The organism is Nitrospirillum pindoramense, assembly GCF_007827955.1.
Classification (GTDB): domain Bacteria; phylum Pseudomonadota; class Alphaproteobacteria; order Azospirillales; family Azospirillaceae; genus Nitrospirillum; species Nitrospirillum amazonense_B.
Window position 1 is genome coordinate 188396 of sequence record NZ_VITR01000014.1, and the last position, 12839, is coordinate 201234.

The following is a 12839-nucleotide window of genomic DNA, read 5'->3' on the forward strand; positions in this document are numbered from 1 at the left end:
CGTCGCGGTCAGCAGGCCGGCTTGGGCAGCGGCTCCAGCGCCACCAGCTCGGCCCGCACCTTGAAGTCGCCGTAGTCGATCAGCATGGACTGAACGATGCCGTTGTCCATCAGCATCATGGCGGTATCGTAGTCCGGCAGGGCCTGCTGCTCGTCATTTGCGAAGAACGCCAGATGGACGGGCCAGGCCTTGTCCTTGTGCAAGGCGGCCACGACGACGGCGTCCTTGGCCAAGGGCTTGGCCTGGCCGATGACGGCGGACACGGGCCCGGCCTCCTCCGCCTCCGACCCATCGAACACGGGACGGACATAGACGGGCGTGTCGCCGCGGCGGGCCTGGTCGATCAGCAGCAGGGTGTGCGCGGTGGGAAAGACGGTGCCGGGCGCCAGCTCCACATCCAGCGGCTTGGGCCTCTCGAAATGGGCGACGCCGCCCGCTTCGCCGTTCAGGGTGGCGACGCCCTTCATCTCCTCATCCGGCTGGCCACTGGTCTGCTTGCGGACGTTGAAGCGGTAGACGCTGCCGTCCTTGGCCTCCCACGTGGTGTAGCTGGTGGTCATCTCCTGGTCGTCGGCTTCCGAATACAGGAAGCGGATCTGGAAGCGCTGTTCCGTCGTCCAGCCGCGGCAGACGTCGTTCCAGGCGAAATTCATGGCGCCGACCACGCCGGTCACCCGGCTGCCTTCCCGCGACGAGGCCAGGGTCAGGCGATAGGCGGCCCGATGCGGCGACATCTGCGCGCCCAGGGCCATCACCGTGGCGGCCATCGGGCCACCGCTGGACGGCGGCGGGGGGGCGGATGGCGCGGCGGTGGGCGAAGTGGTCGCCGGCGCCACCGGGGGGGCGGCGTCAACCGCCGCCGGCAAGGCCAGAACGGCCAAGGACGCCAAACCCATGCTCACCAGACGTGTGCGCATTCTTCCCGTCACTTTCGCTACCTCGATCCGGACCGCTGCCTTGATCCGGGCATCGTCCCGGCACGGGCAGACCCGAACCCGCAGCATGCCGTGTCCGGGGGGCGCTCGCCAAGCCTTCTTGTCGTCACAGGGAGCGGCCCCACCCCCGGACCATACACCTGCATGATACGGCCGGCGCCAGCCCCGCCGTCGCCCCGCCCAGCCCCGACGCCGGGCAGACATTGCCGGTGAGGTCTGCCGAAAGGGGATCGGCAAAAACTGCCCCACGCGGGCCAGTCCCCCTGTTGCAAATCGCCAATCCCTTGAATATCAGCAGCTTACCTAGCGGCACAGCCCTTGCGATCTCCGCCTTGCGTCAGCCCCCGACGCCCCCAACGGAGTAGCGCCAATGACCCCGCCGGACACCGCCCTGCCCCTGATGCCCGCCATCAACCTGACCCTGCCCCGGGGACATATGCCGGTGGGTCTGCGGGGTCCGGAAGCGGCGGCCAGCCTGAACCAGTTGCTGGTGCAGGAACTGGCCATGCGCCTGGCGGATGCGGAGCGCATCATCACCGAGCAGCGCGACCGCATCGACTACCTGGAAACGTTGAGCACGACGGATGAGCTGACCGGCCTCCTCAACCGGCGCGGCTTCCAGGTCGCCTTCCGGCGCGAGCTGGCGGGCGCGCGGCGCGGCAGCCGGGGCGGCGTGCTGGTGATGGTGGATTTGGACAGCTTCAAGCGCATCAACGACGTTCACGGCCACCAGGCCGGCGACGCCTATCTGCGCCTGGTGGCCCGCACCTTGGCCGACCATGTGCGCGCCCACGACGTGGTCGCCCGCCTGGGCGGTGACGAATTCGCCGTGCTGCTGACCCGGGTGGCCCCCGACCAGGGCATGCAGCGCGCCCAGGCCCTGTCGGAAACCCTGCACCGCGCGGCCCTGGACTGGCAAACCCAGCGCTTGCCGCTGAAGGCCAGCTTCGGCTGTCAGGCCTATGGCGCCGACGACCGCGAGGATGACGTGCTGCACCGGGCCGACGTGCTGATGTACCAGACCAAGGCGGCTTCTAAGGCGGCTTGACGCCGCCCATGCCCTGCGGGCGGCCGCATCCGCGGCCTTGCCATCCTCCCTTTCCGGTCCACTGCGTTCCCCAGAAAGGTCCGGCGCCCACAGTCACGGGCTCGTCGCTTCGCTCCCTTTTGCTGTTCACCCCTGCCGCCGGTACGTGCCCTTGAGGAAGGGCGTCCAGGTCAGGCCGCCGTCGGCGGAACGATCGATGGCGGTTTCCATGTGGTCGGGCACGGGCCACCAATAGCGGTGGCGCGCACGGCCACGGGGAGACGTGCGGATGAAGGTATAGCCTTCCGCGCCCGGCTCCTCCGCCCCCTCCACCGGTCCCCACAGACCGGGCGCCGGGTTGGCCGGCACATAGCCCATGTCATCGAACCAGAACAGCAGATGCACCGCCACGTCCGGGTCCCAGGTCAGAACGCCGTGGGCGGCGAAGGTGCCGTCCGCGCCCCGGTCGAAGACATAGTCCAGCAGAAGATGGTGGCCGTTGAGGGCGGGACGCACGGTCATGCGCCCCTTGCCCACACCGTTGGAACTTGCGGCGGGACCGGACTGTACCGCGTCCGTGCCCAACCAATCGCCGGCGAAGGCGGCGATCAGCCGCCGCATCTCCTCATGCATGGCCCCAGACCTCAGGGCTGCTTGGACGCGCTGGCGGCCTTGGCCTTGCCCTCATCCTTCTTGGGCGCAGCCTTCAGGCTGCCGCTGTCCAGGTTCACCTGGGCGGCGGGGATGACCTCCACCTTGGGGTACTTCTGCTTCAGCGCGGTCAGGAACTGGGCGCTGTCGCCCACCACCACCAGGCTGCTCTGGCTGGGGGACAGGGTGCGGGCGGCGGCCTGCTGCACCTCGGCCGGGGTCACCGCCTGGATGCGGCCGATGTAGCGGCCGATTTCACCGAGGTCGACGCCCTGCAGGGCCAGGCTGCCGACCAAGCTGGCCACGCCGTGGGTGGTTTCCACGGTGCGACCGAAATTGCCGATCAGCACGGCCTTGCGGCCGGCCAGTTCCGCCTCGCTGGGCGCCTGGGTGCCCAGCTTGCCCATCTCCGTCATGATCAGGCCGGCGACCTCGGGAGCCGAGGGGTTCTTGGTCTGGGTGCTGGCAACGAAGGGCCCCGGCACGCGGCGGAAGTCCAGGGCCGACCCGGCGCCATAGCTCAGGCCCCGCTTGATGCGGATTTCCTGGTTCAGGCGCGAGGAATAGCCCACGCCCAGCACGGCGTTGGCGACAGAGGCGGGGTAATAGTCCTTGTCGGACCGGGCCAGGCCCGGCCGCAGCACCAGCACCGCCGCCTGGCCGGACTTGGGCAGGTCGATCACCACGGCGCGTCCGGCCGGCTGGGCCGGGGAAGACGGTAGCGCCGGTAGGGCCGCCGCCGGCTTGGCCCAATCACCGAACAGCTTCTCGGCGATGCTGAAGCCCTGGTCCGCCGTCAGCGGGCCGGCCAGCACCAGGGTGGCGTTATCGGGGCGCCACCAGGTGTGGTGGTAGGCGGTCAGGTCCGCCGGCTTCAACGCGGCCAGCGACTTCGGCGTGCCGGCCAGCGGGTGGCCATAGGCGGCGTCGGCGTAGAGCACGCGCGGCCCCACCAGCTTGGCCAGGCCAGCCGGGTCCTTCAGGGTCACGGACAGGCCGTCCAGCGCCTGGTGGCGCTCCCGGTCCAGCTCCTCTTTCTGGAAGGCGGGGTTGCGGGCGACATCGGCGAAGATGTCCATGGCCGGGTCCAGCACATCGGCCTTGACCATCAGCGACAGTTCCGAGCCGTCCCAGCCGGCGGCGGCGGCCAGGCTGCCGCCCAGCGCCTCGACGTCCCGGGCGATCTCCGGCGCGGTGCGGGTCTTGGTGCCCTTGGTCAGGACGCTGGCCGTCATGGCGGCCGTGCCGGGCAGGCGCGACGGGTCCACCGCCCCGCCGCCGCCGATGCGCAGGCTGGCCTGGATCAGCGGCACGCCGTGGGTGGGCGCCACGATGACGCGCAGGCCGTTGGCCAGGCGCTTTTCCACCGGCTGCGGCAGGGCCGCCTCCACGGCCGGGCCGGCGGTGGGCGGGGCCTGGCGCTGATCGGCCGGGGCCGGTTCCACCACCTTCAGATCGGCCGGCACCACCAGGGGCGCTGCGTCGATGGCGGTGGAGGTGGCGACCGTGTCCGTCCCCTTCTCAGGGCTATCCGCCGGAACATAGCGCACGGAAATCTTGGTCTCGGGCTTCAGCCAGGTGGCGGCCACCCGCTTCACATCGTCGGCCGTCACCGCCTGGATGTCGGCCAACAGGCTGTCGGCGCGCTTGGGATCACCGAAGATGACGGCAGCGCGGGCCAGCAGGCTGGCGCGGCCGTTGGCCGTCTCCCGCTCCTGCAGCTCATCGGTCACCAGCTGGTTGCGGGCGGCGGCCAGCTCGGCCGCCGTCACGCCGTCCTTGGACACCTTGGCCAGTTCCTCCAGCAGGGCCTTCTCCCCCGCTTCGGCCGTGGCGCCACCGGCCAGGATGGCGCCGATGGCGTAGGCGCCCGGCTGCTGGTTCACCTCCTGGAAGGTGAAGACCTGGCTGGCCACCTGCTTCTCATAGACCAGGGACTGGTTCAGGCGGCTGCTGTCGCCATGGCCCAGGATGCTGTCCAGCACGATCAGCGCCGGCAGGTCCTTGTCCGTCGCCTTGGGGAAGGGATAGCTCAGCAGCACCGCCGGCAGGGGGGCGTTGGCCTCCGTCACCGTCAGGGTCTGCGGGGCAGTGCGCGCCGGCTCCACCGCCGTCACGCGCGGGATGGCGGCAGCCGGATGTGTCAGGGGGCCGAAATACTTGTCGACCCAGGCGTTCAGCTCCTCCGGCTTGAAGTTGCCGACCACCACCAGGGTGGCGTTGTCAGGCCGGTAATAGGTGGCGTGGAAGGCCTGCACATCCTTCAGCGTGGCGGCATCCAAATCCTCGATGCTGCCGATGCCGGGGCGGCCGTAGGGGTGCACCTTGTAGCTGACCTGCGGGAACATGAGGTAGAATAGCTTGCCGTAAGGCTGGGCCAGCACCCGCTGGCGCAGTTCCTCCTTCACCACCTCGCGCTCGGACTTGAAGTTCTCCTCATCCACGACGAGGGAGCCCATGCGCTCGGCCTCCGCCCACAGGATGCGCTCCAAATGGTTGGCGGGCACGGTCTCATAGTAATCGGTGTAATCGGCGTTGGTGGAGGCGTTGTTGTAGCCGCCCACATCCTCCGTCAGGCGGTCGAACTGTTCCGCCGCCATGTCGCGCGTGCTCTTGAACATCATGTGTTCGAAGAGGTGGGCGAAGCCACTGCGCCCCTTGGGATCGTCCTTGGACCCCACGCTGTACCACACCTGCACCGACACGGTGGGCGTGGAGGTGTCCGGCAGGGCGATGACCTTCAGGCCGTTGGCCAGCGTGCGCTCCGTGAACGCCAGCGGCGGCACCGACACCTTGCCGCCCTCTGCCCCCACCGCCACCGGCGCAGTGGGGACATCGGCGGCCCCCATACCGGCCGCCAGCGCGGGCAGGCTGGAGGAAAGGGCCGTCGTCAGGGCCAGGGCCGCGAGCGTGCGGGTGAAGCGCGTCATGGGTGCCGTCTTCCTTCTTGGGCTGACCGGCGCGACGGGGCCGCGCCGGAAATGGGCTGTTTCCTAAATAGCCCAAAACCATCCGGTTGCGACGGGACATTTGGTTAATTCCTTGTAACGAAACGCCCCACCCCGCCCTCGGCGGCCACACCCCCTTCCCACACTCAATGCCGCCGCGAAGCACCATAGGGCGCCATACGCCTTGGGGAGGGCTGCCATGCCGAAATGAAAGTCACTTGCATTCACATCCACGCCGCCTTAACCATCGCCGCAAAGTGATAATAATTATCAGTTGCTGGAGTCTCTCCATGTCCAACCTGCGGCAGTCTGTGTCCCCTCTGGTCTCCTCCCCCTGGGCCCTCACCCGCTTGGCCCCCACCTGGGCCTTGGCCTGCACCGTGTCGGCGATCGCCCTGGTCGCCGGCCCCGCCTGGGCCGATGACGCGGCGGACGCTGCCGCCCCGTTGGCCACCCCGTTGAGCGACGTGCTGGTGATCGGGGAGCGCTCCCCCACCGACGCGGCCAGCGCCCTGAAATCCGCCGCCCCTTTGGTCGAAACGCCGCAGTCGGTCAGCGTGATCACCCGGGATGAGCTGAACCTGCGCGTGGCCGAGAACCTGAACGACGCCCTGAACTACACGGCCGGCGTCGCCACCGACACGCGCGGCAACACCGCCGGCCGATATGACCTGATGACCGTGCGCGGCTTCAACGCCGACCAGTATCTGGACGGCCTGCACCTTATCGGTTCGGTCAACGGCTACGCCACGCCGCAAATCGACACTTCCTTCCTGGAGCGGATCGAGGTGGTGAAGGGCCCGGCCTCCGTGCTCTACGGCAACGCCAACCCGGGCGGCATCGCCGCCCTCACCAGCAAGCTGCCCACCGGCCAGACCTTCGGCGAGGTCAGCGTGACCGCCGGCAGCTATGGCACCGTCCGTGAGACGGCGGACATCGGCGGCACCCTGGACCCCAACGGCGTGCTGAGCTATCGCCTGGTAGGGGTCAACGACCGGTCCGACACCCAGATCAGCCACACCGAATCCCAGCGCTTCGGCGTCAGCCCCAGCCTGACCTACCGCCCGGACGACAAGACCAGCTGGACCGTGCTGTACGTCCACCAGCAGGACCCCAAGAGCGGCGCCTACGGCGCGGTGCCGGTCCAGGGCTCGCTGCTGCCCAACCCCAATGGCCAGATCCCGCGCGACTTCTATGACGGGGAAGAGAGTTTCGAGCGCTTCAACCGCACCGAAAACATGGTCACGTCGCTGTTCACCCATAAATTCGACGATGACTGGGCGGTGCATCAGAACACCCGCTACATGCACCTGACGACGCTGTACAACAGCGTCTACAATGCCGGTTACTTCACCGACACCAACGAGACCAAGCTGGCCCGCGCCCTGGCCGTGGCCAAGGAAGAGCTGAACAACGTCACGCTGGACAACAACGTGACCGGCGTGGTGCGCACCGGCGCCCTGACCCACAATCTGATCTTCGGCGTCGACTTCCAGAACACCGTGCAGACGGAGTCCTCGGGCTTCGGCGGCAGCGTCGCGGACCTCGATGTCTTCCACCCCGTCTATGGCTCCGCCTACACCCTGCCGGCCACCAGCTTCGACGTGCGCCTGCACATGAGCCAGACGGGCGTGTACGCCCAGGACCAGATCGCCCTCGGCGGCTTCCGCCTGGTGCTGAGCGGCCGCAATGACTGGCTGGACATCAGCCAGTTGGACCATCTGAGCAACGGCACGACGTCGAAGGATGAGAGCAAGTTCACCGGCCGCGCCGGCCTGCTGTACCTGTTCGACAACGGCGTGGCGCCCTATGTCTCCTACGCCACCTCCTTCCTGCCGCAGACGACGGTGGACCGGAACGGCAACGTGCTGGCCCCGACGGAGGGCAAGCAGGTCGAGGTGGGCGTGAAGTACCAGCCCAAGGTGTGGAACGCCCTGCTGACCGCCAGCCTGTATGAGCTGCGTGAGACCAACGTCGCCACCACCGACCCCAACTTCCCCACCGCCTCCATCGCGGCGGGTGAGGTGCGGTCGCGCGGCGTGGAGCTGGAGGGCTCCGCCCACCCCATCACCGGGCTGACCGTGCACGCCAGCTACACCTACATCGACAACCAGGTGACCAAGGACAATTCGGGGCTGGAAGGCACGCGGCCCTACGCCGTGCCCCAGACCACGGCCAACGGCTACGCCAACTATGTGATGCAGGAAGGGCCGCTGGCCGGCCTGGGCTTCGGCGGCGGCGTGCGCTACATCGGCCGGGGCTTCAACGGGGTGGCCGGCAGCGGCAGCCTGACCATTCCCGGCGCCACGCTGTTCGACCTGATGGGCAGCTACGACTTCAAGCACCTAGCCCCGCAGTTGGACGGCCTGACGCTGAACGTCGACGCCAGCAACCTGCTGGACCGCCGCTACATCTCCTCCTGCTACAGCACCATCTGGTGCTGGTACGGCCCGGGCCGGGATGTGAAGGCGAATATAAGCTATCGGTGGTAAGGAGTGCCCTCCCCAGCAACCAGCCGGGGAGGTTCTGGGGCGAAGCGGCGCGCGGGGGCGGGCATCATGAGTGGTCTGTACGGTTCACGGTTCCTGGGCGCCGCCGCGGCGGCGTGCCTGATGCTCGCCCCGGCGGCGCATGCAGCCGACAATAAGGTCGGGGCCGGCGACGAGGGCGGGGCCGGTGACGGCCTTGACGACATCACGATCACCGCGCAGAAGCAGCCCTATCGCGGTGACGTGCCGCTGCAGTCCATGCCGCAGAGCCTGCAGGTCATTTCCAGCGAGTTGCTGGCGGATATCGGCGCCACGCGGCTGGACACCGCCCTGGACATGGCCGCGGGGCTGGCGCGGCAAAACAATTTCGGCGGCATGTGGGACAGCTACGCCGTCCGCGGCTTCGCGGGCGACGAGAATTTCCCCAGCGGCTATCTGGTCAACGGCTTCAACGCCAGCCGGGGCTTCGGCGGCCCGCGCGACGCCTCCAACATCGACCATATCGAAATCCTGAAGGGTCCGAACTCCGCCCTGTTCGGCCGGGGGGAGCCGGGCGGGACCGTCAACGTCCTGACCAAGAAGCCGCAGTTCGATCCGCAGGGCAGCGTCACCCTGACGGCGGGAAATTACGCCGACCGGCGGGTGGAGGCGGACGTGACCGGCCCCGTGGCCGACACGTTGGCCCTGCGCCTGAACGGCGCCTATGAGGACGGCCACAGTTTCCGCGACACGGTTCGCACCAGCAAGTACACCCTGACACCCTCGGCCTTCCTGCGGCTGAACGACCAGATGACCCTCAGCTATGAGATGGAGGCCGTGCATCAGGAGGTGCCCTTCGACCGCGGCGTGGTGGCGGTGAACGGACAGCTGGGCACCATCCCCGCCTCCCGCTTCCTGGGGGAACCCGGGGACGGCGCCATGGACATCGACGGCCTCAGCCACCAACTGCAATTCGAGGACAATTTCGCCAGGAACTGGACCCTGCTGGTCGGCCTGTCCTATCGGGAAACCGCCCTGAAAGGCTATTCCAGCGAGGCGGAACTGACAGCCGCCCGCCAGAAGCTGTACATCGACGGCCAAACCCTGTCGCGCCAGCGGCGCTACCGCGATTATGAAACCGGCGACCTGGTCGGCCGGACCGAGCTCAGCGGCACGTTCGAAACCGGCGCCCTGACCCATCACCTGCTGGTCGGCGCGGATTGGGACCGGTTCAGCTATGACCAGGTGCAGCGGCGCTTCCGCCCGACCCTGGCCAATCCCAACGGAATCAACATCTTCAACCCCGTCTACGGCGCGCAGCCGGCCGTCGGCAATTTCATGGACGCGCTGGAGATCGACAATTCCGGCGGCGCCTATTTCCAGGACCAGATCGACCTGACCCGCCATTGGAAACTGCGCGTCGGGGCCCGCTACGACGATTACACCCAGGATATCCTCAACCGGCTGACAGGGGGCCGCACCACCCTGTCCGACACCGCCGCCAGTCCGCAGGCCGGCCTGGTGTATGAGGTGGACGACAGCCTGTCGTTCTACGCCAGCTATGGCCGGGGCTTCCGCCCCAACACCGGCACCGATGCGCATGGCAACGGCTTCAAGCCGGAGGAGACGGAATCGCGGGAGGTCGGCGCCAAGCTGTCGACGCCGGACGGCAAGCTCAGCGGCACCCTGGCGCTGTACAGCATGACCAAGAGCAACATCATGACCGCCGACCCGGTCAACGCCGGCTTTTCCCTGGCCATCGGCGAGGCGGAGAGCAAGGGCGTGGAGGTGGATGTCAACGGCACCCTGCCGGGGGACCTCAAGCTCTGGTTCTCATACGCCTATACCGATGCGGAGGTGACCAAGGATTTCCTGGACCCGAATTTCGGCTTGGCCATCCACAAGGGCGACCGGCTGATCAACATTCCCAAGCACAGCGGCAGCGTCCTGCTGACGCGGGATTTCAGCGTCGGCGGCGGCGGCGTGGTCACCCTGGGCGGCGGCGTCAATTATGTCGGCAGCCGCCTGGGTGAGACGGGGACGGGCTTCACCCTGCCGGGCTATACCCTGACCCGGCTGATCGCCGCCTATGCCCCGACGGCGAACTGGAAGATTTCCGGTGAGATCAACAACCTGTTCGACGAGACCTATTACCCCTCCTCCTACTCCCGCCTATGGGTGACACCGGGCACCCCGCGCACCTACCGGGTCCACGCCAGCTATCGGTTCTGATCACCGGGCGAAGAGGGGCATATCGGCCCGTCAGCCGTGCAGCGTGGCCAGGAAGGCGATGATGTCCGCCCGCTCGGCCGGGTCCTTCACGCCCTGGAACTTCATCACCGTGCCCGGCATGGCGGTCTTGGGCGCGGCCAGGTAGGTGTCCAGCGTCTCCGGCGACCAGACCCAGCCGGCGGCGCGGTTGGCATCGGAATAAGCGAAGCCCTCAACCGTGCCGGTGCGGCGGCCCATCAGCCCGAACAGGTTGGGAGCGCTGCGCGAGCCACCGCCGGCCCGCGTGGTGTGGCACTCGCCGCAGTAATTGTCGAACAGGTCGGCGCCGCGCGTGGCGTCGGCTGCCCGGCCCGCCGCCGGCAACCCAGCCGCCAGCAGCGCCATAGCGGCCAGGATGCTGCGCCGCCGCGCGCATATCGGGAAATGGGTCATCAGAAAGCCAGCCATGTCAGCAGCCATAGGGTGTTGTTGTCCGACGCATTGCGGCCGGTACCATCGTAATTGCGGCTGGCGCCGTTGAACTGGGTATAGCCGGTGTATTGCAGCGCCAGGCGCAGGTTGACCCAGGGGGCGGCCCAGGAGTCCGTCTTGCCGAACGGCGTCCAGTCAGCCTGCAGGACATAGCCGCTGGAGTTCGGCTTGCCGTTGGCGCTGCCCGTCAGGGGGTCCGATCCGTAGAGGGCGGCATCGCCCGAGCCGGTGCTGCGGAAGACGCCGGCGGTCAGGCCGTAGGTCTGCTGAAAGGTGTAATAGGTGTTCAGGCGATAGCTGTTGAGGTGCCCCGACGCGCTGTCGGCCAAGCCCAGGGCCACGCTGGCCGGCAGGCTGTGTGTCTCCAGGATGGCGGTGGCGTTGGCACCCAGGGTGTGATTGCGGTTGGGATGCCATTGATAACTGGCGTCCACGCCTACGTCCGTATAGCGGTCGGTGCCGGCGCTACGGTCGTTGTTGGGGAAGACATGGGCGGAGAGCCCGAACACGCCCAGGGCCGCCGACTGCTGCAAATCCTCGTGTTGCAGCGCCAGCCGGGCATAGGGGACGGTGCCGTCCACCACCTGGCCATCGGCGATCGCCACGCCCAGGGTGTTCAGCGGACCGCCACCCAGGGCGCGGTAGCCGCCCGCCTCGACATAGAGCAGGTCCGCGAACAGGCCGTAGGCGGTCATCCCCACCACCCGCTGCGCCAAACCACCCTCGATCAAAGTGGCGGCGGCCGGATGGGGCGCCAGCTTGGCCGCAGCGTAGGGGAAGCCCCAGGCCGGGGTGGTGTTGTAAGGGTCCGAGACGGTGGGGCTGTTGTTCACCGACAGGCCCAGGATGCTCTCCAGCCCCGCCAGGGTGGCCTCGCGCCCATAGCGCAGGTCGGTGTTGTCCCAGGCGATATGGTGGCCGACGCCGTCCCAGGTGGTTTGCGAGAAGACACCCAGATGATCATAGAGGCGACCGGCGACGAAGACGCTGACCTGATCCACCGCCCCGTTGTTGTTGGGCCCGAAGCCAGAGGCGGCGCCCCCTTCCTGGCCCTGCGCCGTGTGGGTGAGCGACAGCTCGGCCATGCCCGACACCAGGGGGAATTGGCGCGACGCCTGGCCATCGCTGTAGCCTGTCAGCTTGAACGCCCGGCCGTGCGCCGTCAGCTGCGGGCCGAAGGCGCCGACATGGCAGGCGCTGCACGCCTCGCCCGTCTGGTCGGAGAAGGACGGGACGGCACGGGCGGGCATGGCGGCCAGGACACCCAGCAGCAGGGTGGCGACCACCAGGGCGACGCCGCGCCCACCGTGCCCGCGCGTTTTGGGTAGGAAGACCATGGGGCAACCTCGGCTGGTCAGGATTCGGGAACGGTGGACGGGCGGGAAAAGCCCCGCCCGGGAGGACGCATGCGATCCAGGGTGCCGTCCTTCAGGACCACGGCATGGGCCAACGCCGCGCCGGCGTGCAGGGCGACCAGCGCCAGCAGGGCCCAGGAGAGGGAGGCATGCGCGAGGCCCAGCCATTCCGCCCGCTCGGCATTCTTGGCCATGAGGGCGGGCAGCGGCAGCCAGCCGAACAGATCCAGCGCCCGCCCCCGGGCGGACGCCAGCAGCCAGCCGCTGGCGGGCTGAAGGAACAGCAGGAGGTACAGGCCCCCATGGACCAGGCCCGCCAGGCGATGCTGCCACACCGGCATGCCCGGCAGCGGCGGCGGGGCCGGCCGGGCCAGGCGCAGGCCCAGCCGGACCAGGGACAAGGCCATGAGGACAAGACCGACCAGCCGATGCCAATCCAACAGCAGGCGGCGCAGGGCGGTATCCTCGACCCCCTCGCGCACCCAGGCGGTGGCGAACAGCGCCGCCACCAGCGCGGCACCGGCCCAATGGGCGTAAATTTGCGCCGCGCTGTACGCGCGCCGATGAACCACCATCACCACCCCCGCCATTAGTCCTGGTCGCGATGGTGCGGCGCGGAATTCCTGCCGCACCGCACCTAAAGACGCGCCACCCTAACCTGGATAATTCACCGCCCCGATTTGCCCGGCTCATGCTGGTGACGCAAGTTCGCGCATAGGATGTGAGGCGCCCACCGCCCCCCCCCGCTGGGG

At 68.4% G+C, this 12839-nt stretch carries 9 protein-coding genes; 3 read left to right on the forward strand and 6 right to left on the reverse strand.

Going from position 1 to position 12839, the window contains the following annotated elements:
- Positions 1–8: 8 nt before the first annotated feature.
- Positions 9–917 carry a cell envelope integrity EipB family protein gene (locus FBZ90_RS21910; protein ID WP_186455982.1) on the reverse strand — a complete coding sequence of 303 codons (909 nt, stop codon included), beginning with the start codon at positions 915–917 and terminating at the stop codon, positions 9–11.
- A 388-nt stretch (positions 918–1305) separates the two neighbouring features.
- Between FBZ90_RS21910 and FBZ90_RS21915 the strand changes: the two genes are divergently transcribed.
- Positions 1306–1983 (forward strand): GGDEF domain-containing protein, encoded by a 678-nt coding sequence (locus FBZ90_RS21915; RefSeq protein ID WP_246130669.1) that lies wholly within the window; start codon positions 1306–1308, stop codon positions 1981–1983.
- 126 nt (positions 1984–2109) lie between these two features.
- Here FBZ90_RS21915 and FBZ90_RS21920 read toward each other — a convergent pair whose 3' ends face one another.
- Positions 2110–2595 (reverse strand): DUF1579 family protein, encoded by a 486-nt coding sequence (locus FBZ90_RS21920; protein ID WP_145735118.1) that lies wholly within the window; start codon positions 2593–2595, stop codon positions 2110–2112.
- Between the two features lie 11 nt (positions 2596–2606).
- Positions 2607–5543 carry a M16 family metallopeptidase gene (locus FBZ90_RS21925; protein WP_145735119.1) on the reverse strand — a complete coding sequence of 979 codons (2937 nt, stop codon included), beginning with the start codon at positions 5541–5543 and terminating at the stop codon, positions 2607–2609.
- 308 nt (positions 5544–5851) lie between these two features.
- On the opposite strand from FBZ90_RS21925, the gene FBZ90_RS21930 reads away from it, so the two are divergent.
- Positions 5852–8053, forward strand: a complete 2202-nt coding sequence (locus FBZ90_RS21930) for a TonB-dependent siderophore receptor (protein ID WP_145735120.1) — start codon at positions 5852–5854, stop codon at positions 8051–8053.
- A 66-nt stretch (positions 8054–8119) separates the two neighbouring features.
- A complete protein-coding gene (locus FBZ90_RS21935; RefSeq protein WP_145735121.1) occupies positions 8120–10261 on the forward strand; it encodes a TonB-dependent siderophore receptor in 2142 nt (713 codons plus the stop codon).
- Positions 10262–10291: 30 nt separating this feature from the next.
- On the opposite strand, the gene FBZ90_RS21940 is transcribed toward FBZ90_RS21935, so the two are convergent.
- From FBZ90_RS21940 to FBZ90_RS21950, 3 genes are read right to left on the reverse strand one after another with little or no spacing between them, the layout of a single operon-like run.
- Complete coding sequence (locus FBZ90_RS21940) at positions 10292–10708, reverse strand: c-type cytochrome (RefSeq protein ID WP_246130671.1); 417 nt, start codon at positions 10706–10708, stop codon at positions 10292–10294.
- Positions 10693–12069, reverse strand: coding sequence for a cytochrome C (locus tag FBZ90_RS21945; RefSeq protein WP_145735122.1), 1377 nt, complete (start codon positions 12067–12069; stop codon positions 10693–10695). The genes FBZ90_RS21940 and FBZ90_RS21945 overlap by 16 nt, the downstream gene beginning before the upstream one ends.
- Before the next feature lie 17 nt (positions 12070–12086).
- The gene (locus FBZ90_RS21950) at positions 12087–12662 is read right to left on the reverse strand and encodes a cytochrome b (protein ID WP_186455983.1); all 576 of its coding nucleotides are present in this window, start codon (positions 12660–12662) and stop codon (positions 12087–12089) included.
- Positions 12663–12839: the final 177 nt, after the last annotated feature.